This window comes from Propioniciclava sp. LT294 (assembly GCF_059516005.1).
Genome location: NZ_JCAKNG010000012.1, coordinates 16086 through 37126 on the forward strand (window position 1 = coordinate 16086; position 21041 = coordinate 37126).

Genomic DNA, 21041 nt, shown 5'->3' on the forward strand with positions numbered 1-21041 from the left:
TGCACGACAAGGAGACCACCGTGAACCAGACCATGAGCCTGGCGGACCGAACCTCGAGCTTCGGCGACCCCTCCCTCAACCCGCGCTTCACCAAGAAGGCGCCGACCGTCGCACCCGGTGAGGAGCAGATCCTCACCCCGGCGGCGATCGACTTCATCGTCCAGCTCAACGACCTCGCCTCCGCGCGACGCGACGAGCTCATGGCGGCCCGCCACGCCCGCCGGGAGGCGATCGCGAACGGCGAGGACCCGCGGTTCCTGCCCGAGACCGCCCACATCCGGGCCGACGCGAGCTGGCAGGGCGCCCCGCTGGCCCCCGGCCTGGAGGACCGCCGCGTGGAGATCACCGGGCCGACCGAGCGCAAGATGACCATCAACGCGCTCAACTCCGGTGCCGCGACCTGGCTGGCCGACCTCGAGGACGCCAACCAGCCCGCCTGGGAGAACATGATCGGCGGACAGCTCAACCTGTTCGACGCCATCCGCGGCGCCATCTCGTTCACCTCGCCCGAGGGCAAGGCGTACGAGGTCACCGCTGAGCAGACCCCGACGATCATCGTCCGGCCCCGTGGCTGGCACTACGACGAGAAGCACCTCTTCGTCGACGGCAAGCCGATGGTCGCCGGCGTCGTGGACTTCGGCCTGTACTTCTTCCACAACGCCCGCGCGCTGCTGCGCCGGGGCCGGGGGCCGTACTTCTACCTGCCGAAGACCGAGTCGCACCTGGAGGCGCGCCTCTGGAACGACCTGTTCATCCGGGCGCAGGACCTCCTGGGCATCCCGCGCGGGACGATCCGTGCGACGGTGCTCATCGAGACCATCACCGCGGCGTTCGAGATGGAGGAGATCCTCTACGAACTGCGCCAGCACAGCTCCGGCCTGAACGCCGGCCGCTGGGACTACCTGTTCAGCATCATCAAGAACTACCGCGACCGTGGCTCCGACTTCGTCCTGCCGGATCGCGCCCAGGTCACGATGACGGCGCCGTTCATGCGGTCCTACACCGACCAACTCGTCCGCGCCTGCCACCGCCGTGGTGTCAGCGCGATGGGCGGCATGGCGGCGTTCATCCCGAACCGCCGCAAGCCGGAGGTCACCGAGGCTGCCCTGGCCAAGGTCCGCGCCGACAAGCGGCGGGAGGCGGATGACGGCTTCGACGGCTCCTGGGTGGCCCACCCCGACCTGGTCCCGGTCTGCCGCGAGGTCTTCGACGCCTCACTCGGGGAGCGTCCCAACCAGATCGACAAGCGCCGCTTCGACGTCATCCCGGACGACCGGGCGCTGATCGACCTGGCCATCCCCGGCGCCACGATCACGGACGCCGGCGTCCGCACCAACATCGATGTCGGCATCCGCTACATCGAGGCCTGGCTGCGGGGCAACGGGGCCGTGGCGATCCACGACCTGATGGAGGACGCGGCCACCGCCGAGATCTCCCGCTCGCAGATCTGGCAGTGGCGCAACGCGGGAGTCACCACCGTGGAGGGCAACCAGGTCACCACGGCGTGGCTCGGCCAGGTCTTCGACGAGGTGTTCGACTCGCTGGAGCGCTTCGAGGGCGATCGTTTCGACGACGCCCGCGAGCTCTTCCAGGAGGTCGCCCTGGCCGATGAGTACCCCGACTTCCTCACCCTGCCGGCGTACGAGCGGTTCGTCGCCTGACCGTGAGTCCAGAGCCTGCCTCCCCCGTGGGAGGCAGGCTCTCGGCACGTCAGAACCCCGGCGCCACCAACGGCCACGGATGCTCGGCCTCCAGGCGGGACGCCAGCCCCAGCAGGACGCCGTCACGGTCGAGGCGTCCGGTCAGCATGACGCCGATCGGGAGCTCGACACCGTCCACCGAGGTGCGCACCAACGGAAGGCTGATGCTGGGGCGTCCGGTGAGGTTGGCGACGGACGTCCACGGGGTGTACTCGATCTGGGCGGCGAAGTCCTCCGCCGGGTCGGCGTCGTTCCGCAGCTCTCCGACGAACGCCGGCGGCCGCGCGAGCGTGGGCGTGATGACCACATCGAGGTCGGCCCAGTTCTGCGCCGTCTCGTGACCGAGCAGCTGGATCGCGGCCAAAGCCTGCGCGTACTCGACCCCCGTGACCCGGCGACCGCGTCCGCGCAGCCAGGTGGTCATGGGGGTCAGCGCGTCCTCGGCCTCGGGCGGCAGCGGGATCGAGGCCGCCCCCGTCGCCCACACCGCGTCGAAGGCGGCCCACCGCTCGGCCGGGAACGGCACCGGCGCCTCCACGACCTCGTGGCCCAGGTCGGCCAACCAGCCCGCGACGACGCGTGCGGCGTCGCTGCAGGCCGGGTGCACCTCCGCGGTGTCGCTGATGACAGGGGTGGTCAGGACGCCGATGCGGAGGCGTCCGAACTCGTCGGCGGCCAGCCGCGCCACGTCGCGCCCGGGCACCAGCACGTCGAGGGCGAGCACCGTGTCGGCGACCGTCCGGGAGATCACGCCGTCACTCACCAATCCCGGTCCTGGTGCGCGGCTCGGCAGGGTCGGCACCCACCCCCGCGACGGCTTGTGCCCCACCACGCCGCAGGACGCCGCGGGGATCCGGATGCTGCCCCCGCCATCGGAGGCATGTGCGATCGGGACGATCCCCGCAGCCACCGCCGCCGCCGCGCCGCCCGAGGAGCCCCCGGCACCCCTGCGCGTGTCCCACGGCGTCACGGCGGGCGGCCGGTGGGCGGGCTCGGTGTAGGCGGGGAACCCGAACTCGGGTGCGGTGGTCGTGCCGATCGTGACCGAACCGGCGTCGAAGAGTCTCTGGACGACGATGTCGGTCGACTCGCCGATGGTGCCGCTGAGCGCAGCGGAGCCGCACTCGAACGGGAGACCCTCGACCTGGGCCAACTCCTTGATGGGCAACGGGACACCGGCCAGGGGGCCGGGATCCTCGTTCCGGGCGATCATGGCGTCGACGGCAGCGGCCTGTGCGAACGCGCGCTCGGGTGTCATGGCCGCGAAGGCCCCGAGTGCGGGCCCGTGCTCCTCGGCGGCGGCCAGGGCGACCCTCGCCACTTGGACCGCGCTCCACTCCCCCGCCCGGACGCGCTGGGCGATCTCGACGGCGGGGGCGTGGGCAGGGATGTTCATGACCCCACGCTAGCGGGGGTCAGTGCGAGCGGGACACCACTTGGTCACAGAGCGCCGACAGGGCGTCACGGGCAGGCCCCGCCGGCACGCGTGCCAGGTGACCACGCGCCACTTCGGCGCGTCGGAGCACCTCGTTGCGGGCTTGTTCCAGCACCGGGTGGGCGCGCAGTGCGGCCAGGGCCTCGGCGACCTCGTCCTCATCCGCCAGCGGGCGCGAGGTCAGGTCGAGCAGGCGGGCATCCTCGGGCCCGGCGGACTGGCGCAGCATGAGGACCGGGAGGGTCGCCACCCCCTCGCGCAGGTCGGTGCCGGGCGTCTTGCCGGACGTGTCCGACGCGATGTCGATCAGGTCGTCCGAGAGCTGGAAGACGACGCCGAGCTCCTCGCCGTACTGCGCCAGTGCGTCCAGGACATCCTGCGGCGCGCCGCTCACCATGCCCCCGAACACCGTCGAGGCGGCGATCAGCGATCCGGTCTTGTCGGCGATCACGTCCAGGTAGTGGGCCAGGTGGTCGGCGCCCTGCTCGGGGCCGCGCGTCTCGGCGATCTGGCCCTGAACGAGGCGCGCGAACGTCTCGGCCTGCAGCAGCACGTACTCGGTGCCCATCGTCGCGACCGTCTCGGACGCCCTGGCGAACAGGAAGTCACCGACCATGATGGCGACGGTGTTGTCCCACCGGGAGTTCGCCGAGGGGACGCCGCGGCGCATCTCCGCCTCGTCCATCACGTCGTCGTGGTACAGGCTCGCCACGTGCGTGAGCTCCATGACGACGGCCGCACGGTCGATCATCGACTCCTCGGCGTCGGGGTAGAGCTGCGACGCCAGGACGACCAGAAGCGGCCGGAACCGCTTGCCCCCGGCCGCCAGCAGGTGCTGCGCGGCGTCGGTGATGAAGGCCGTCTGGGCGGCCGCGGTGGTGGCGAGGCGCGTTTCCACGGCCTCGAGGCGCTCGCGGACGAGCGCCTCGAAGGCCGGGTCAACGGCGGGCTGCTGGAGCGTCACCGAAGGAAGCCACCGGCGAACGTAGCCAACTGCATCACCTGGTCGGGCACGATGCCGAGCCACAGGGTCGCGACGGTACCGACGACGACCGGGATCCACGTCCACGCGCTCGCGTTGCCGACGTAGACGCCCTTGGCAGGCTCACCGGCGAACATGACCACGACCACCCGCAGGTAGAAGTAGACCGCGGCGAGGCTGGCCAGCACCGCCACCACCACGAGCCAGCTGTAGCCGCCGCGCCAAGCGGCCGTGAACACGGCCCACTTGCCGATGAAGCCACCGGTGAGCGGGATACCCGCGAAGCTCAGCATGAACAGCGTCATGATGCCGGCCACCCACGGGCTCTTCCGGGCCAGGCCGGACCAGCCCGCGATCGTGTTCTCCTCGCCGGCCGCGTGGCGCACCATCGTGACGATCGCGAAGGCACCGATCGTCGCGAAGCCGTAGGCGACGAAGTAGAACATGATCGCCGCGGTGGACGTGGCCTGACCGGCCGGGACGACCTGCGCGGCGCCGACGACGGCGGTGAGCAGGAAGCCGGCGTGCGCGATCGACGAGTAGGCCAGCAGGCGCTTGATGTCGGACTGGGTCAGGGCGCCGATGATGCCGACGACCATCGTCAGGACGGCCAGCACCGCGAACAACGGCTGCCAGTTCCAGCGCTCCCCGTCCAGGGCCACGTAGAAGACGCGCAGCAGCGCGCCCATGGCGGCGAGCTTGGTGCAGATCGCCATGAAGCCGGTGACCGGGGTCGGGGCACCCATGTAGACGTCGGGGACCCAGTTGTGGAACGGCACGACGCCGACCTTGAACAGCAGGCCGATGGCCAGGAACGCGAGGCCGATGTAGAGCAGCCCCTGCCCGGACAGGGCGTTGCCGGCGACCGCCTCGTGGATCGCACGCAGGTCGAACGAGCCGCTGTACACGTACAGCATCGCGATGCCGAACAGGAAGAAGCCCGAGCTGAACGCTCCGAGGAGGAAGTACTTCAGCGCGGCCTCCTGGCTGAGCAGACGGCGACGGCGCGCCATGCCCGACATCAGGTAGAGCGGCAGCGAGAAGACCTCGAGCGCAACGAACATGACGAGCAGGTCGGAGCTGGCCAGGAAGACCATCATGCCGCCGAGGGCGAACAGGCCCAGCGGGAAGACCTCGGTGTGCTCGCGGCGGGCGGCCGTCGCGTCAGCCTCCTCGACCGAGCCCGGTACGGACGCGGCGGACGCGGCGAACGTGCTCACGCCCCCGTTGAGCTGGCGCTCCGAGTACACCATGAAGGCCAGCGCACCGAAGACGAGGAGTGCGGCCCACATGAAGTAGGTCGGGCCGTCCAGCATGATCGAGCCCATGGCCAGACGGCCCTGGCGCGGCGCTCGCCAGTTCATGACCAGGAAGCCCAGCGACAGGATGACGCTGGCGAAGACCAGGGTCATCTGGGCGAGGAACCGGTAGGCGCGGGGAAGGACCGCATCCAGGAGGATGCCCACGCACGCGGCCGTGAGCACCAGCAGCACCGGGGCCAGGGCGCGCCACTCGAGCGTGGGCGCCGCCATCTCCAGGGCCGGCAGGAGGATGGACGACATCACTTGGCTCCCTTCACGACCGGGGCCGGGTCGGTGGTACCGACGTGGGCCAAGGTCGCCTGTGCGGTGGGCTCAACGAGCTGGACGGCAGGCTGGGGCACGAAACCGAGGAACAGCAGCACCCCGATGATCGGCACCATGATCAGCTTCTCCAGTCCGGTGAGGTCGCGACCCGTGAAGTGGGCCGCGGTCTGGTCGGAGATCGGGCCGGTCATCGTCTTCTGGTACATCCGCAGGATGTACACGGCGGCGAGGACGACACCCAGCAACGAGAACGCGGTCACGATCGGGTAGCGGCTCCACGTGCCGGAGATGACCATGAATTCGCTGACGAACGGGCCCATGCCGGGCAGCGAGAGCGCCGCCAGCCCCGACGTGAGCAGGACGCCCGCCAGGACCGGGGCCACCTTCTGCACGCCGCCGAACGCGGTGATCTCGTAGCTGCCCGAGCGCTTGCCCAGGTAGCCGACGACGAGGAACAGGGCCGCGGTCGTGAAGCCGTGGTTCAGCATGTAGACGATCGAGCCGGCCAGCGAGGTGGTGGTGAACGCGTAGATGCCCAGCACCATGAAGCCGAAGTGGCTGACCGAGGTGTAGGCGACCAGGCGCAGCAGGTTGCGGCTGCCGATCGCACCGAGTGCACCCCAGATGATCGAGACCACGGCGAACACCACCATGAACGGGGTGATCCACAGCGACGCCTCGGGGAACAGCCCCAGGCAGAGCTTGATCATGCCGAAGGTGCCGATCTTGTCCAGCACGCCGACGAGCAGGGTCGAGGTGCCCGGAGTCGCGTGCTCCGCGGCGTCCGGCAGCCAGGTGTGGAGCGGGACCATCGGCGCCTTGATGATGAAGGCGATCAGGAAGCCCAGCATCAGCCAGCGGCCCAGGTCACCGTCGAAGCGGACGGCGGCCAGGTCGGCGATAAGGTACGACGGAGCACCCTGCGCCGCGCCGGCGACGTAGACACCGACGACCGAGGCCAGCATGACGAGGCCACCCGCGAGGCTGAACAGCAGGAACTTCACCGCGGCGTACGAGCGGCGCACCCCACCGAAACCGACGATGAGGAAGTAGGTCGGGATCAGCGTCGCCTCGAAGAAGATGTAGAAGAGCAAGACGTCGTTGGCCATGAAGACGAACAGCGACAGGCCCTCCAGCATCAGCACGAGCGCGAAGAACGCCTGGGCGCTCCAGCGGTTCGCCGGCGGCTCCCACTCGGCCAGGAGGACGAGCGGGGTCAGGATGGCGGTCATCAGGACCATCGCCAGGCCCATGCCGTCGACGTCGAGCGCCCACCACGCACCGAAGGCCCGGACCCAGGGTGCCTGGACCGCGAGGTCCGCCCCGGTCGCGTGGAGGAACGTCACACCGATGGCGACGGCGAGCGTCGACAGCGAGAAGACCAGGCCGAGCAGCCTCGCCGCACCCCTGCCCATGGGCAGGAGGAGCAGCACGCCACCGACCAACGGCAGCAGGCCGAGGAAGGTCAACCAGGGGAATGTCATGTCAACTCCTCCCTCAACCCAGCTGGTTGAGGATCAGAACGGCACCCACGAGCAGGACGCCGACCACCATGGTGAGGGCGTAGCTGCGGGCGTACCCGGTTTGCAGGCGGCGGGTCTGGGTGGACAACCCGGCGAACGCCCGTCCCGTGCCGTCGACAGCCCCGTCGATGCCCTTCGAGTCCGTCGTGTCGACGGCGGAGGCCATCACGGCGGCAGGCGACACGAACAGGAAGTCGTTCGCCTGGTCGCCGAACAGCGCGTTGCGCCCGGCGAGCGTGAACGGGTTGTTGGAGGCGGGGGCGGTCACCGGGATCGACGAGCGGCCGAAGACCAGCCAGGCCACGACGACGCCCAGGGCCACGACGGCCGTCGTCGCCAACCCGACCGGGGTCGGGATCAGGCTGACGGAGTGGACCTCGTTGCCGACGGCCGGGGACAGCCAGCCCTGGATCCAGCCGTTCATCACGAGGCCGAAGCCCACGGAGAAGACGGCGAGGACGATGAGCGGGATGGTCATCACCCTCGGCGACTCGTGCGGGTGCACCCCGGGCAGCCAGCGCTTCTCGCCGAGGAACGTCATCAACATGAGGCGCGTCATGTAGAACGCCGTGACGCCGGCGCCGATGAGCGCGCACACGCCGATGAAGACGTTGCTGTGGAACGCGGCCTCGATGATGTGGTCCTTCGAGAAGTAACCCGAGAAGAACGGGAAGCCGATGATGGCCAGGTAGCCCATGGCGAACGTCCAGAACGTGACCTTCATGGCCTTGTGCAGGGCGCCGTAGCGTCGCATGTCCACGCCGTCGTTCATGCCGTGCATGACCGATCCGGCGCCGAGGAACATGTTGGCCTTGAAGAAGCCGTGCGTCAGCAGGTGGAAGATGGCGAACGCGTAGCCGGCCGGGCCGATGCCCGCAGCGAGCATCATGTAGCCGATCTGGGACATCGTCGAGGCGGCCAGCACCTTCTTGATGTCGTCCTGGCTCGTACCGATCCAGGCGCCGACGAGCAACGTCACGGTTCCGACGATCACGACGGCCAGCTGGGCGGTCGGGGCCGCCTCGAACAGGGCGTGGCTGCGGACGACCAGATAGACGCCCGCGGTGACCATCGTCGCGGCGTGGATGAGCGCCGACACCGGGGTGGGGCCCTCCATGGCGTCCAGGAGCCAGGCCTGCAGCGGGACCTGCGCGGACTTGCCGCACGCGCCCAGCAGCAGGAACAGGCCGATGAGCGTGGCCCACAGCGGCTGCGTGGCGGCGGCGGCAGCGTTCACCTCGGTGAACTTGGAGCTGCCGAACATGGCCAGCATCGAGGAGATCGCGGCCAGCATGCCGAGGTCACCGACGCGGTTCATGACGAACGCCTTGGTCGCCGCGGCGGCGGCGGACGGCTTGTGCTGCCAGAACCCGATCAGCAGGTAGGACGCCAGGCCGACGCCCTCCCAGCCGATGAAGAGGATCAGGTAGTTGTCGGCGAGCACCAGCACCAGCATCGCGGCGATGAACAGGTTCAGGAACGCGAAGAACCGGCGGCGGCGCGGGTCGTGGCTCATGTAGCCGATCGAGTAGATGTGGATGAGGCCACCCACGCCCGTGATCAGCAGCGCGAAGAGGATCGACAGCTGGTCGACCAGGAGGCCGATCTGGAAGTTCCACTCCCCCACGCTGAACCAGGTGTAGAGGGGTGCCGACACCGCGCGCTCGTTGGCCGGGGACAGCAACTGCTCGGCGAAGAGGCAGGTGGCGATCGCGAACGACCAGACCACCGCCCCGGTCGCGAGCAGGTGCCCCCAGGCGTCCGTGAGCTTGCCGCCCAGCAGGAGAAGGGCCGCCACGAGCGCCGGTACGGCGATCATCGTCCACGCCCAGGTGAACATCCCGGTCGCTGCGACCGGTTCGGCGATGGTTCCGGCGATGGTTTCGAGAAGGATCACGTCGCCCACCTCAGAGCTTCAGCAGGTTGGCGTCGTCGACCGAGGTCGAGCGGCGCGTCTTGTAGATCGAAACGATGATGGCCAGGCCCACCACGACCTCGGCCGCGGCGACCACCATGACGAAGAACGCCGTGGTCTGTCCGTCGAGGGTCCCGGTGATGTGCGCACCGGCCACGAACGCCAGGTTGCAGGCGTTCAGCATCAACTCCACGCAGAGGAACGCGATCAGCGCGTTGCGACGGAGCATGACGCCCACGGCGCCGAGGACGAACAGCAGGGCCGCCAGAATGAGGTAGTTCTCGGGGTTCATCATGGCTCAGTCCTCCTCGTCCTCGTCGCGGATGGTCTCGATCGCGGCGAAGGTGTTGACGGTGACCTGCGTGAGCGGGGCCGGGTCGATCAGGGCGCCGCGCATCACGAGGGTCTCGCTGAGGGACTTCTCCGAGACGGTGCCGTCCGGGAGCAGAGCGCCCACGCCGATGGCGTTGCTGCCCGCGTACACGCCGGAGTTGGGCAGCGAACCGGGGTGTTCGCCCTTCATCCGGTAGGCGTGCAGGCGATCGGCCGCCATCTCGGGCTGGCCCTTCCTCGGGCGCACGCGCTCGTGGTGTGCGAGCAGCATCGCGCCGACGGCCGCGACGATCAGGACGGCCGCCGACAGCAGGAAGACGAAGACGTAGCGTCCGAACATCAGGTTCGCCAGGCCCTCGACGTTGCCACCGAACTCGGCGTTCGCCGAGGTCACCGTGGCCGGCTCGCGGTACAGCGTGCCGCCGATGGCGAAGAAGAGCAGTGCGGCGACGCCGATACCGCCCAGGATCGCCAGGAGCCGCTGGCCCTTGATGGTCTCGACCGCCGAGTCCGGGGTCACGATGCCGACCATCATCAGGACGAACAGGAACATCATCAGGACGGCGCCGGTGTAGACGATGATCTGCGTCATCGCCAGGAACGGAGCATCGAGCGACGCATAGAGGACCGCGAGGCCCACCATCGTGACGGCCACCGACAACGCCGCGTACACGGCACGACGGCTCAGGATCAGGCCGAGGGCACCGAGCACGGTGAGGGGCGCCACCACCCAGAAGGTCACCTCCGCTCCGGTGACGAGGGGAAGCAGGGTGTTCACGAAGCGACCTCCTCGGTCTCGACGGGACCGGTGCGCGTGTCCGGGACGCCCGTCGCGGGCAGGCCGAGGAAGTAGGCCTTCTCGTCGTTGCCGAGGCGTCGGGGATGGGGCGGCTCCTCCATGCCCGGCAGCAGCGGGGCGAGGAGGCGGTCCTTGGTGTAGATCATCTTCTCGCGCGACGTGTCGGCGAGCTTGAAGTCGTTGGTCATCGTCAGCGCGCGCGTCGGGCACGCCTCGATGCACATCCCACACAGGATGCAGCGCAGGTAGTTGATCTGGTACACCGAGCCGTAGCGCTCACCCGGCGAGTACCGGGCGTCCTCGGTGTTGTTCGCACCCTCGACGTAGATGGCGTCGGCCGGGCACGCCCAGGCGCACAGCTCACAGCCCACGCACTTCTCCAGTCCGTCCGGCCAGCGGTTCAGCTGGTGCCGGCCGTGGAAGCGCGGAGCGGTGATCTTCTCCTGCCCCTTCTCGGGGTACCCCTGCGTGAAGGTTCGCCGGAACATCGTCCGGAACGTGACGCCGAAACCGGCCCAGGCATCAAGGAGCCCCATGGTTACGCGTCCTTCCTGTCGTCATCGGACGCCGCGGAGGCGGCCTGGTCGGTGTCGGTGCTGGAGCCCGCGACCACGTCGGCGAACTCCGGCAGGGTCTGGCCCGGCAGCGGCGGGACGGGGTACCCGCCCGCGAAGGCGTCGAAGGCGACCAACTCGAGGGGTTCCCCCTGGTCCTTCTTCTCGTCGCCACCCAGGAACAGCACGGCGAGGAGCGCGAGCACGACCACCCCGATGAGGATCCACAGGACCGGGCCCTGCAGCAGGCCGTGGTTGGTCAGGCCGCGCAGGAGCGCGATGACCATGACCCAGCCGAGCGAGATCGGGATCAGCCACTTCCAGCCCAGGCCCATGAACTGGTCGTACCGGAAGCGCGGGAGCGAGGCACGGACCCAGACGAAGAAGAAGATGAACGCCTGGACCTTGAGGAGGAACCAGAGCAGGCCCCAGTAGCCGGTGTCCGGGATGATGAGGCCCAGCGGCCAGATGGCCTTGTAGCCACCCATGAACAGGGTCACGACGATCGCCGATAGCGTCGTCATGTTGATGTACTCGGTGAGGTAGAAGATCGCGTATCGGAAGCCGGTGTACTCGGTGATGTGACCCGACACCAGCTCCGACTCGCACTCGGGGAGGTCGAACGGCACACGGTTGGACTCACCCAGCATCGAGATCACGTAGATCGCGAAGGAGGGCAGGAGCAGCAGCCAGTACCACTGCTGCAGGCCGAGCGGGTTGGCGCCGAACAGGGCCTGGCCCTGCGCCTCGACGATCGAGCCCGTCGACATGGAGCCGGCGTACAGGAAGACGGCCACGTAGCTCAGGCCCATCGAGATCTCGTAGGAGATCATCTGGGCGCTGGCACGCATCGAGCCGAGCAGCGAGTACGGGGACTGCGAGGAGTAACCGGCCAGCACGAAGCCGTAGACGGCGGTGGACGCCGCGGCCAGCAGGACCAGCGCCGAGACCGGCAGGTCGGCGACCTGCAGGCGGGTCTCCACACCGAACATGGTGACCTGCCCGCCCAGCGGGATGACCGACCAGGCGGTGAAGGCCGACACGCCGGCGAGCAGCGGAGCGAGGGTGTAGAGCACCTTGTCGACCATGCCGGGGGCGAAGTCCTCCTTCAGGAGGAACTTCAGGCCGTCACCGACGGTCTGGCCGAGGCCGAACGGACCGTTCATGATGGGGCCCTTGCGCTGCTGCATCTTGCCCAGCACGCGGCGCTCGAACCACACATTGATGATCTGCCAGGTCAGGACCAGCAGGACGATGCCCACGGCCTTGATCAACACGATCCACCACGGATCGTTCATGACGAACGGTTCTGGGGTCATGCCGCACCTCCGGTGACAGTGACGTACTCGCCCGCGGCGACGCGGAGCTCGCCGAGCCCCTCGCCACGGCGGTTGCCCGGGATCCAGACGACCCCGTCGACCATGGAATCCTCGACGAACAACGTGAGGTCGGTGGAACCGCCGGCGCTCGCCACGGTCACGGTGTCCCCCTCGGTCAGGCCGAGGTCGGACGCCGTGGTCGGGCTGACGCGCGCGACGACCGGCTTGGCCGTGGCCAGCAGCGCGGTCGCGCCGTCGTTCGCGGCGGAGCCGTCGATGAGCTGGCGCCAGGAGGCCAGGACGAGGCCCTCGCCTTCGCCGACGACCTGGAAGTCCTCGCGCGGGGCAGCCGGACGCTCCCCCTCCCAAGCGCCCAGCTCGGTGAGCTCGGCCTTGGCACTCTTGATCGTCCGGACGCCGAGGTCCGCGCCCAGCGCGTCCGCCAGCATGGCGAGCGCACGGAGGTCGGTCATCGGGCTGGGGGTCTGCTTGTTGACGCGGTTGACGCGCCCCTCGCGGTGCTCCCAGTTCAGGAACGTGCCGGACTGGTCCTCGATCAGGTCGATCGGCAGGACGACGTTCGCGCGCTCAGTGACCTCGCTGATGCGGCTCTCCAGGCTGAGGAGGAAGCCGACCTTCTCCAGCGCCTCCCGTGCGATGACCGCGTCCGGCAGGTCGGTGAGCTGGACGCCCGCGACCACCAGGGCCTTCAGGTCACCGCCGGCTGCGGCGTGCAGCATGGCACCGAGGTCGAGTCCGGGCTGGGACGGCAACGACGGGACGCCCCAGGCAGCCTGCAGGTCGACGCGAGCCGCGGCGTCCGCCACGGAGCGACCGCCCGGCAGGAGGTTCGGCAGGCAGCCGGCCTCGATGGCGCCACGGTCGCCGGCGCGGCGCGGGATCCAGGCGAGGCGCGCACCCGTGCGACCGGCAAGGTCGACGGCTGCGGTCAGGGTGCCGAGCGCACCGGCGGCACGCTCACCCACGAGGACGATCGTGTCGGCGTCGGCGTCGAGCTTGGAGACGACCTCGGCCTCCGTGCCGGGCACGGTCGGGACCAGGACGGCGCCGAGCTTGGCGGCACCGTTGGACAGGTACGGCGCGACGGTCAGGACCTTCAGCTTCTTCTTGCGGACCGCCTTGCGGAGTCGCAGGAAGACGATGGGGCTCTCCTCCTCCGCCTCGAAGGCCACGAGGATGACCTGCTTGGCGTTCTCGAGGTCGGCGTAGGTGACACCCTCCCCGACGGTCCGGCCGGCCACGGCGTGGGCGAGGAAGTCACCCTCCTCCACCGTGTGCTGGCGGGCGCGGAAGTCCACGTTGTTGGTGCCGAGCACCGCGCGGGCGAACTTGGCGTAGCCGTAGGCGTTCTCCAGGGTCAGGCGACCACCGGTGAGAACACCCACGTCGGTGCCGGCGGCCTTCAGCCCGGCGACGGCCACGTCGATCGCCTCGGGCCAGGACGCCGGACGCAGCGCGTCGCCCTCACGGACGAGCGGACCGCGCAGGCGGTCGCCGCCGTGGCCGGAGCGGAAGGCGAAGCGACCGCGGTCGCAGTTCCACTCCTCGTTGACCTCGGGGGCGTTGCCGGCGAGTCGGCGCTTGACCTGGTAGTGGCGGTGGTCCGAACGCAGCTGGCAGCCGGCCGCGCAGACCTCGCAGGTGACCGGCGTGGACACGAGGTCGAACGGACGGGCCTGGAAGCGGTAGTCGGCGCTGGTCAGGGCGCCCACCGGGCAGATCTGGACGACGTTGCCGGAGAAGTAGCTGTCGTACGGGTCGGTCTCGTAGGTGCCGACCTGCTGCAGCGCACCGCGCTCGACCAGCGCGATGAACGGGTCGCCGGAGATCTGCTCGGAGAACCGGGTGCAGCGCGCACACAGCACGCAGCGCTCGCGATCCAGCAGGATCTGCGCCGACACGGACACCGGCTTGGGGAACGTGCGCTTCACGCCGTCGTAGCGGGACTCGGCGTGGCCGTGGCTCATCGCCTGGTTCTGCAGGGGGCACTCGCCGCCCTTGTCGCAGATCGGGCAGTCGAGCGGGTGGTTGATCAGCAGGAACTCGAGCATGCCCTTCTGCGCCTTGCCGGCGACGGGCGAGCTGACCTGCGTCTTGATCTGCATGTTCGGGGCGACCTCGAGCGTGCAGGACGCCTGGGGCTTGGGCATGCCGCGCCCGTTGCCCATGTCGGGCACCTCGACCATGCACTGGCGGCAGGCACCCATGGGCTCGAGCAGCGGATGGTCACAGAACCGTGGAATGTCGATACCGATCATCTCGGCCGCACGGATGGCCAGCGTGCCCTTCGGCACCTGCACCTCGGTGCCGTCGATGAAGACCGAGATCAGGTCCGACTTCTCGACGGCGCCGGCCTTGGCGTCGACGCTCATGCGTGGCCTCCTGCCTGCTTGACCGGGAACAGGGCGCTCTTGCCGTACGGGAACAGCTCCCACGCCGGCGTGTGGTAGCCGGCCTCGAACTCGGAACGGAACTCCTTGACCGCCGAGGTGACGCACGCGACGGCGCCGTCGGCGAGTGCGCAGAACGAGCGACCACCGATGTTCTCGGCCACGTCGAGCATCTTCTCGATGTCGCCCTCCTGGGCCTGGCCGGCCTCGAACTTGCGCAGCATCTGCACCAGCCACCAGTTGCCCTCGCGGCACGGGGTGCACTTGCCACAGGACTCGTGCTTGTAGAACTCGATCCAGCGCAGCGTCGTCCGAACCACCGAGGTGGTCTCGTCGAAGATCTGCAGGGCGCGGGTGCCGAGGAGCGAACCCGCGGCGGCGACCGCCTCGAAGTCCAGCGGCATGTCCAGCGCGTCCTGGGTCAGGATCTGCGTGGACGACCCGCCCGGGGTGAAGAACTTCAGCTCGTGGCCGTTGCGCATGCCACCGGCCAGGTCGATGAGCTGGCGCAGCGTGATGCCCATGGGGGCCTCGAACTGGCCCGGGTTCGCGACGTGGCCCGAGAGGGAGAAGATGCCGTGGCCCTTGCTCTTCTCGGTCCCCATCGACGAGAACCACGACGCGCCCTTGTTGATGATGGCGGGCACCGAGGCGATCGACTCGACGTTGTTGACCACCGTCGGGCTGGCGTACAGGCCGGCCACGGCGGGGAACGGCGGGCGGAGGCGTGGCTGGCCGCGGCGCCCCTCGAGCGAGTCGAGCAGCGCCGTCTCCTCACCGCAGATGTAGGCACCGGCGCCGGCGTGGACGATGACGTCGAGGTCGTAGCCCGTGCCGAGGACGTTCTTGCCGAGGTAGCCGGCCGAGTACGCCTCGCGGACGGCCTGCTGCAGGCGGCGGATCACGTGCAGGACCTCGCCGCGCACGTAGATGAACGCGAAGTTGGAGCGGATCGCGTACGACGCGATCGCCACGCCCTCCACGAGCACGTGCGGGTTGGCCATCATCAGGGGGATGTCCTTGCAGGTGCCCGGCTCCGACTCGTCGGCGTTGACGACGAGGTACTTCGGGTTCGGGTTGTCCTGCGGGACGAAGCTCCACTTCATGCCGGTCGGGAAGCCGGCGCCACCGCGTCCGCGGAGGCCGGACTCCTTGACCTCACCGATGACCGCGTCCGGCTCCATGGCCAGGGCCTTCTTCAGGCCCTTGTAGCCACCGGTGCGCTCGTAGTTGGCGAGCTTCCAGGCGCGATCGTCGGCCCAGCTGGCCGACAGGACCGGGGTGAGCACGTCGGTCACTTCTGCTCCTCCTGGTTCGTCGCGGCCGCGGTCTGCTGAGGCGCCGCCCAACCGCGCTCCTTGGCGATGTTCAGGCCGACCAGCGAGGCGCTGCCGGCGGTGGGGCCCTCGTCGGCCCGGCCGTCGGGGAAGCCGGCGATCACGCGCTCGGCCTCCTTCCAGCTGGTCAGGGTCGCACCGCGGGTGGACTGGACGGCCTTGCCCGCGGCCAGGTCGTCCAGCAGCTGGTCGGCCTTGTCGGGATCCATGTTGTCCATGAACTCCCAGTTGACCATCATGACCGGCGCGAAGTCGCAGGCCGCGTTGCACTCGAGTCGCTCGAGGCTGAACGTGCCGTCGGCGGTGGTCTCGCCCTCGCCGATGCCGAGCTTGTCGGAGACGTGGTCGAGCAGGGCGTCACCGCCCATGACCGCGCACAGCGCCGTGGTGCAGACACCCACGTGGTGGTGGCCGGCCGGACGCCGCTTGTACATCGTGTAGAAGGTCGCCACGCCGGTGACCTGGGCGGTCGAGATGCCCAGGATGTCGGCGCAGGCCTCGATGCCGCGGGGGGAGACGCGGCCGTCCACCGACTGCACCAGGTGCAGCATCGGGATCAGGGCCGAGCGCGGCTGCGGGTAGCGGCCCGCCAACTCGCGCAGCTCCGACAGCGTCTGCTCATCGATGTTGGTCGACTCGTCGGTCATGTCGACCGATCCCGAGTCGGGGAACCAGCTCTGGAACTCGTGACCGCTCACCGGTCAACACCTCCCATGACGGGGTCGATCGAAGCCAGGGCCATGATCACGTCGGAGATCATGCCGCCCTCGCACTGCAACGGGATGGACTGGAGGTGGTTGAACCCTGGGTCGCGCATGTGGGCGCGGTACGGACGGGTGCCACCGTCGGAGACCACGTGGCACCCGATCTCGCCCTTGGGGCCCTCGATCGGCACGTACGCCTGACCGGGCGGGACGCGGAAGCCCTCGGTGACGACCTTGAAGTGGTGGATCAGCGCCTCCATGGACTCGCCCATGATGTGCTTGATGTGCTCGTGGCTGTTGCCCTGGCCGTCCGGCCCGACCTTGAGGTCGGCGGGCGTGCTGATCTTCGCGTCGGTGTACATGACCGGCTGGCCGATGGACGCCTCGAGGCGGTCCGCGACCTGCTTCACGATCTTCAGCGACTCCCACATCTCCTTGTAGCGGATGAGGAAGCGTCCGTAGCAGTCGGCGGTGTCCTCGACCGGGATGTCGAAGTCGTAGGTCTCGTAACCGCAGTAGGGCTGGGCCTTGCGCAGGTCCCATCCGTAGCCGGCCGAGCGCAGGAGCGGCCCGGTGACGCCGAGCGCCATGCAGGCCGACAGGTCCTGGACGCCGACGTTGACGGTGCGGCCCTTGAAGATCGGGTTCTGCTCGACGAGCTGCGAGATCTCCGGGATGTGCTTCTCCAGCCAGGCGATCAGGTCGCGCAGCTGGGCGATGGCGTTCTCCGGCAGGTCCACGGCGACGCCGCCGGGGCGGATGTAGGCGTGGTTCATGCGGACGCCCGTGACGGCCTCGAAGAAGTCGAGGATCATCTCGCGCTCACGGAACCCGGCCATCATGACGGAGGTGGCGCCCAGCTCGTTGCCCGTGGTGCCGATGGCGACCAGGTGGTTGCTGATGCGGTTGAGCTCCATCATGAGCACGCGGATCTGGGTGGCGCGCTCGGGGATCCTGTCCTCGATGTCGAGCAGCCGCTCGACCGAGAGGCAGTAGGCCATCTCGTTGAAGATCGGGGCGACGTAGTCCATGCGGGTCACGAACGTCGAGCCCTGGGCCCAGTTGCGGAACTCCATGTTCTTCTCGATGCCCGTGTGCAGGAAGCCGATGCCGGGACGGATGCTCTTCACCGTCTCGCCCTCGGTCTCCAGGATCAGGCGGAGGACGCCGTGGGTCGCCGGGTGCTGCGGGCCCATGTTGATGACGAGGGTCTCGTCACCGCGCTCGGCCTGCTCCTGGGCGATGTCGGCCCAGTCTCCGCCCATGGGCATGTAGACCGTGCCGGTCGCCTCCTCGGAGCCCTGCGCGTAGTAGTCGTGTTCCTGGCTCACCGGTAGTTCCTCCGCTGGTCCGGGGGCGGCACAACGGCGCCCTTGTACTCGACGGGGATGCCGCCGAGGGGGTAGTCCTTCCGCTGGGGGTGTCCGACCCAGTCATCCGGCATCAGGATGCGGGTGAGGGCCGGGTGCCCGTCGAAGATGACGCCGAACATGTCCCACGCCTCGCGCTCGTGCCAGTCGGCGGCCGGGTAGGTCGCGACGACGCTGGGGATGTGCGGGTCCGATTCCGGTGCGGTGACCTCCAGGCGCACGCGACGGTTGTGCGTGTAGGAGAGCAGGTGGTAGACGACGTGCAACTCGGCGCCGGTGTCCGTCGGGTAGTGCACGCCGGAGACGCTCATGCAGCCCTCGAAGCGCAGGTGTGCGTCGTCGCGCATCGCCTTCGCGACCTCGGCCAGCTTCTCTCGCGGCACGAAGATCGTCAGCTCGCCACGGTCGAACAGGACGTGCGAGACGGCCCCCTCGACGAGCTGCTCGAGGCGGACGACCATCCGCTCCTGGTCATCGGCGAGCGGGCGCTCGGTGACCTGGTGCGGCAGGTACGCGCGGACGATGCCGCCGTAGCCGGAGGTGTCCGGGGTGCCGTCCGACCACATGCCGGCGCGGGTCACGAGCGGGGAGGGCTGGGCGTCCTCACGCTCGAGACCGGCCGCGGGCGCGGAGTCCTGACCGGTGACACGGGTGTCGATGGTCTTCTCCTCACCCGGGAGCTTCTTGTCCTCGCTCATCGCATGAGGCCCTTCATCTCGATGGTCGGGGTCGCAGCGAGCTGGAGCTCCTCCAGGTCCTCCAGGACCTTGGCCCGGTGGGCACCCATGGGGTCGCGCATGACGATCTCACGCAGCTTGAACATGCCGTCGATGAACATGTCCGGACGCGGCGGGCAGCCGGGGACGTACACGTCGACGGGGACGATGTGGTCACCGCCCTGGACGATGGCGTAGTTGTTGAACATGCCGCCCGAGCTGGCGCACACGCCCATCGCCATGACCCACTTCGGGCCAGGCATCTGGTCGTACACCTGGCGCATGACGGGGGCCATCTTCTGGCTCACACGCCCGGAGATGATGAGCAGGTCGGCGTGGCGCGGCGAGGCGCGGAACGCGACCTGACCCCAGCGGTCGGCGTCGTAACGCGCACAACCGAAGGCCATCATCTCGATGGCGCAGCAGGCGAGGCCGAACGTCGCAGGCATGATCGAGGCGCGGCGCATCCAGCCGGCGATGCCCTCGATCGTGGTGGTCAGGATTCCCGACTCGGGGAGTGCGTCTTCGATACCCATTTTCAGATTCCCTTTCCTACCGGGTTCAGTCCCACTCCATGCCGCCGCGCTTGTACTCGTAGTAGTACGCGAAGCCGAGCAGCACGAGGAACACGATCATGGAGAGCACGACGAACATGCTCAGCTGGTCGAACGCCACAACCCAGGGGTAGAGGAAGGCGATCTCGATGTCGAAGACGAGGAACATCATCGCGGTGATGTAGTACTTCACCGGGAAGCGCCCTCCGCCCGCCGCCTTGGGCGTCGGGTCGATGCCGCACTCGTACGGCATGTACTTGACCTTGTTGTAGCGTTTCGGGCCGATGACCAGAGAGGCCACGATCATCACGGCCAACAGGATGGCTGAGAAGAACAGCACCCCGAGAATCGGAACGTAGGGGCTCATCGCACCCTTCCCTTCTGGCGGAGCGTCATGCGGACGGCACCGCCTTCGTCAACGCTGTGATGGTCTTGTCCATCCAGTCACCATCAGTGGTGTCGTACAGGTGGGCAAGGAGTTTCATCGTGAACTTCATCAGTGTCGGTCTTGGCAAACCGTATCGCGTGCAGAGGCGCATGATCTCCGGACGCTCGATCAGGGACACGAAGATCTGTCCGAGGCGGTAGTAGCCGCCCCACTCGGATTCCAGACGGGTGCGGTACCCCTCCAGCGCACGCTCCGCCTGAGGCGTGCCGAAGCCGCGGGCCTTGGCGTCCGCGATCGCGTCGGCGGCGAAGTCGGCGGCCTCCATGGCGTAGGGGATGCCCTCACCGTTGAAGGGGCTGACCATGCCCGCGGCGTCCCCGACCAGGACCAGGCCCCGGTGGTAGGCGGGCTTGCGGTTGAAGCTCATGGGGAGCGCGGCGGAACCGATGCTGCCCACCATGTTCTCCTTGGTGAGGCCCCACTCCTCGGGCGTGTTCGCCAGCCACTTCCACATCAGGTCGCGGAAGTTCATCTTCTGGCTGGCGGCCGAACTGCTCACCGTGCCGAGGCCGACGTTCACCGTCCCGTCACCCATGGCGAAGATCCAGCCGTAGCCCGGCAGGAGATTGGACTCCCCGGGCTTGCCGTCCCACAACTCCAGCCAGCTCTCCATGAACGGGTCGTCGGTGCGGACGGGGCTCTTGAAGTACGCGCGCGCCGCGACCCCCATGGGCCGCTTGCGGTTCTTCTCCAGGCCCATCGCGATGGCCAGGCGGCTGGAGTTGCCGTCAGCCGCGATGGTGATGGGAGCGCGGTACTCGGCGCCATCCTTGGTGCGGACGCCCACGATGCGGTCGCTGTGGGGGTCGATGATCGGCTCGGAGACGTTGGCGTTCTGGTGCAGCGTGGCGCCGGCGGTCACCGCCAACTGGGCGAGCAGGTGGTCGAACTCGGACCGCGCACGGGTGAGCCCGTAGTTCGGGAACTGGGACAGTTCGGGCCACCAGAACTCGAAGGGTTCCTTGCGTCCCCCGTACGTGCGCAGGCCCCGGTTGTGGATCCAGCCGGCTTCCTCGGACACGTCGACACCCAGACGGATGAGCTGCTTGGTCGCACGCGGCGTGAGGCCATCACCACACACCTTGTCGCGCGGGAAGGTGGACTTCTCCAGCAGCGTCACCGCGAGGCCCTTGTCGGCCAACCACTTCGCGGCGGTGGACCCGCCCGGGCCAGCACCGACGACGATGACGTCCGATTCGACCACCGGCTGCGCTGCGCGCTCCTCGGCCATCGAATCACACCCCTCACCGGCACCCGGCGGCGCCCATCACCCGGTCAGTCTAGGGAACGAATCCGCTAAGTGCCATTTCGGTCCAGCAGGCGTGAAACTGCTTGTCAGGACAATGTTTTGGCGA

18 protein-coding genes are annotated in these 21041 nt (G+C 68.7%); 1 reads left to right on the plus strand and 17 read right to left on the minus strand.

What is annotated here, in order from left to right; translation table 11 throughout:
• Positions 1 to 20 precede the first annotated feature (20 nt).
• Positions 21 to 1661, plus strand: a complete 1641-nt coding sequence (aceB, locus tag AC5YDA_RS13010; protein WP_496193062.1) for a malate synthase A — start codon at positions 21 to 23, stop codon at positions 1659 to 1661.
• A 49-nt stretch (positions 1662 to 1710) separates the two neighbouring features.
• On the opposite strand, the gene AC5YDA_RS13015 is transcribed toward aceB, so the two are convergent.
• The 17 genes from AC5YDA_RS13015 to AC5YDA_RS13095 all read right to left on the minus strand — a co-directional run bounded on the left by AC5YDA_RS13015 (position 1711) and on the right by AC5YDA_RS13095 (position 20917).
• Positions 1711 to 3096: an amidase gene (locus AC5YDA_RS13015; protein WP_496193063.1), complete on the minus strand. Its 1386-nt coding sequence runs from the start codon at positions 3094 to 3096 to the stop codon at positions 1711 to 1713.
• Positions 3097 to 3115: 19 nt separating this feature from the next.
• Entirely contained in the window at positions 3116 to 4099 is a 984-nt protein-coding gene (locus tag AC5YDA_RS13020) for a polyprenyl synthetase family protein (RefSeq protein WP_496193064.1), read from the minus strand.
• A complete protein-coding gene (gene nuoN, locus AC5YDA_RS13025) occupies positions 4096 to 5679 on the minus strand; it encodes an NADH-quinone oxidoreductase subunit NuoN (RefSeq protein ID WP_496193065.1) in 1584 nt (527 codons plus the stop codon). The genes AC5YDA_RS13020 and nuoN overlap by 4 nt, the downstream gene beginning before the upstream one ends.
• Positions 5679 to 7187, minus strand: a complete 1509-nt coding sequence (locus tag AC5YDA_RS13030) for an NADH-quinone oxidoreductase subunit M (RefSeq protein WP_496193066.1) — start codon at positions 7185 to 7187, stop codon at positions 5679 to 5681. Before AC5YDA_RS13030 ends, nuoN begins: the two co-directional genes overlap by 1 nt.
• A 13-nt stretch (positions 7188 to 7200) precedes the next feature.
• Positions 7201 to 9066 (minus strand): NADH-quinone oxidoreductase subunit L, encoded by a 1866-nt coding sequence (gene nuoL, locus AC5YDA_RS13035; protein WP_496193105.1) that lies wholly within the window; start codon positions 9064 to 9066, stop codon positions 7201 to 7203.
• 67 nt (positions 9067 to 9133) lie between these two features.
• On the minus strand, positions 9134 to 9433 hold the full coding sequence (gene nuoK, locus AC5YDA_RS13040) for an NADH-quinone oxidoreductase subunit NuoK (RefSeq protein WP_496193106.1): 300 nt from the start codon (positions 9431 to 9433) through the stop codon (positions 9134 to 9136).
• Between the two features lie 6 nt (positions 9434 to 9439).
• Positions 9440 to 10252 carry an NADH-quinone oxidoreductase subunit J gene (locus tag AC5YDA_RS13045; RefSeq protein ID WP_496193067.1) on the minus strand — a complete coding sequence of 271 codons (813 nt, stop codon included), beginning with the start codon at positions 10250 to 10252 and terminating at the stop codon, positions 9440 to 9442.
• On the minus strand, positions 10249 to 10809 hold the full coding sequence (gene nuoI / locus AC5YDA_RS13050) for an NADH-quinone oxidoreductase subunit NuoI (protein ID WP_496193068.1): 561 nt from the start codon (positions 10807 to 10809) through the stop codon (positions 10249 to 10251). Before nuoI ends, AC5YDA_RS13045 begins: the two co-directional genes overlap by 4 nt.
• Positions 10810 to 10811: 2 nt before the next feature.
• Complete coding sequence (gene nuoH / locus AC5YDA_RS13055; protein WP_496193069.1) at positions 10812 to 12146, minus strand: NADH-quinone oxidoreductase subunit NuoH; 1335 nt, start codon at positions 12144 to 12146, stop codon at positions 10812 to 10814.
• Complete coding sequence (locus tag AC5YDA_RS13060; protein WP_496193070.1) at positions 12143 to 14539, minus strand: NADH-quinone oxidoreductase subunit G; 2397 nt, start codon at positions 14537 to 14539, stop codon at positions 12143 to 12145. The genes nuoH and AC5YDA_RS13060 overlap by 4 nt, the downstream gene beginning before the upstream one ends.
• Entirely contained in the window at positions 14536 to 15855 is a 1320-nt protein-coding gene (nuoF, locus tag AC5YDA_RS13065; RefSeq protein ID WP_496193071.1) for an NADH-quinone oxidoreductase subunit NuoF, read from the minus strand. Before nuoF ends, AC5YDA_RS13060 begins: the two co-directional genes overlap by 4 nt.
• Positions 15852 to 16541 (minus strand): NADH-quinone oxidoreductase subunit NuoE, encoded by a 690-nt coding sequence (nuoE, locus tag AC5YDA_RS13070; protein ID WP_496193107.1) that lies wholly within the window; start codon positions 16539 to 16541, stop codon positions 15852 to 15854. Before nuoE ends, nuoF begins: the two co-directional genes overlap by 4 nt.
• 47 nt (positions 16542 to 16588) lie before the next feature.
• Entirely contained in the window at positions 16589 to 17869 is a 1281-nt protein-coding gene (locus AC5YDA_RS13075) for an NADH-quinone oxidoreductase subunit D (RefSeq protein ID WP_496193108.1), read from the minus strand.
• Positions 17870 to 17925: 56 nt separating this feature from the next.
• Complete coding sequence (locus AC5YDA_RS13080) at positions 17926 to 18666, minus strand: NADH-quinone oxidoreductase subunit C (RefSeq protein ID WP_496193072.1); 741 nt, start codon at positions 18664 to 18666, stop codon at positions 17926 to 17928.
• A complete protein-coding gene (locus AC5YDA_RS13085) occupies positions 18663 to 19220 on the minus strand; it encodes an NADH-quinone oxidoreductase subunit B (RefSeq protein WP_496193073.1) in 558 nt (185 codons plus the stop codon). Before AC5YDA_RS13085 ends, AC5YDA_RS13080 begins: the two co-directional genes overlap by 4 nt.
• Positions 19221 to 19245: 25 nt before the next feature.
• Entirely contained in the window at positions 19246 to 19605 is a 360-nt protein-coding gene (locus AC5YDA_RS13090) for an NADH-quinone oxidoreductase subunit A (protein ID WP_496193074.1), read from the minus strand.
• Positions 19606 to 19630: 25 nt separating this feature from the next.
• Positions 19631 to 20917, minus strand: a complete 1287-nt coding sequence (locus AC5YDA_RS13095; protein ID WP_496193075.1) for a geranylgeranyl reductase family protein — start codon at positions 20915 to 20917, stop codon at positions 19631 to 19633.
• Between the last annotated feature and the right edge of the window lie 124 nt (positions 20918 to 21041).

What these genes read in the sequence shown, in the direction of transcription:
- AC5YDA_RS13015 (WP_496193063.1), bottom strand. Translation starts at nt 3,096, where the DNA reads ATGAACATCCCTGCCCACGCCCCCGCCGTCGAGATCGCCCAGCGCGTC.
- nuoN (WP_496193065.1), bottom strand. Translation starts at nt 5,679, where the DNA reads ATGTCGTCCATCCTCCTGCCGGCCCTGGAGATGGCGGCGCCCACGCTC.
- AC5YDA_RS13030 (WP_496193066.1), bottom strand. Translation starts at nt 7,187, where the DNA reads ATGACATTCCCCTGGTTGACCTTCCTCGGCCTGCTGCCGTTGGTCGGT.
- nuoL (WP_496193105.1), bottom strand. Translation starts at nt 9,066, where the DNA reads ATGTTCACCTGGGCGTGGACGATGATCGCCGTACCGGCGCTCGTGGCG.
- nuoK (WP_496193106.1), bottom strand. Translation starts at nt 9,433, where the DNA reads ATGAACCCCGAGAACTACCTCATTCTGGCGGCCCTGCTGTTCGTCCTC.
- nuoI (WP_496193068.1), bottom strand. Translation starts at nt 10,809, where the DNA reads ATGGGGCTCCTTGATGCCTGGGCCGGTTTCGGCGTCACGTTCCGGACG.
- nuoH (WP_496193069.1), bottom strand. Translation starts at nt 12,146, where the DNA reads ATGACCCCAGAACCGTTCGTCATGAACGATCCGTGGTGGATCGTGTTG.
- AC5YDA_RS13060 (WP_496193070.1), bottom strand. Translation starts at nt 14,539, where the DNA reads ATGAGCGTCGACGCCAAGGCCGGCGCCGTCGAGAAGTCGGACCTGATC.
- nuoE (WP_496193107.1), bottom strand. Translation starts at nt 16,541, where the DNA reads ATGACCGACGAGTCGACCAACATCGATGAGCAGACGCTGTCGGAGCTG.
- AC5YDA_RS13075 (WP_496193108.1), bottom strand. Translation starts at nt 17,869, where the DNA reads ATGCCCATGGGCGGAGACTGGGCCGACATCGCCCAGGAGCAGGCCGAG.
- AC5YDA_RS13080 (WP_496193072.1), bottom strand. Translation starts at nt 18,666, where the DNA reads ATGAGCGAGGACAAGAAGCTCCCGGGTGAGGAGAAGACCATCGACACC.
- AC5YDA_RS13085 (WP_496193073.1), bottom strand. Translation starts at nt 19,220, where the DNA reads ATGGGTATCGAAGACGCACTCCCCGAGTCGGGAATCCTGACCACCACG.
- AC5YDA_RS13090 (WP_496193074.1), bottom strand. Translation starts at nt 19,605, where the DNA reads ATGAGCCCCTACGTTCCGATTCTCGGGGTGCTGTTCTTCTCAGCCATC.
- AC5YDA_RS13095 (WP_496193075.1), bottom strand. Translation starts at nt 20,917, where the DNA reads ATGGCCGAGGAGCGCGCAGCGCAGCCGGTGGTCGAATCGGACGTCATC.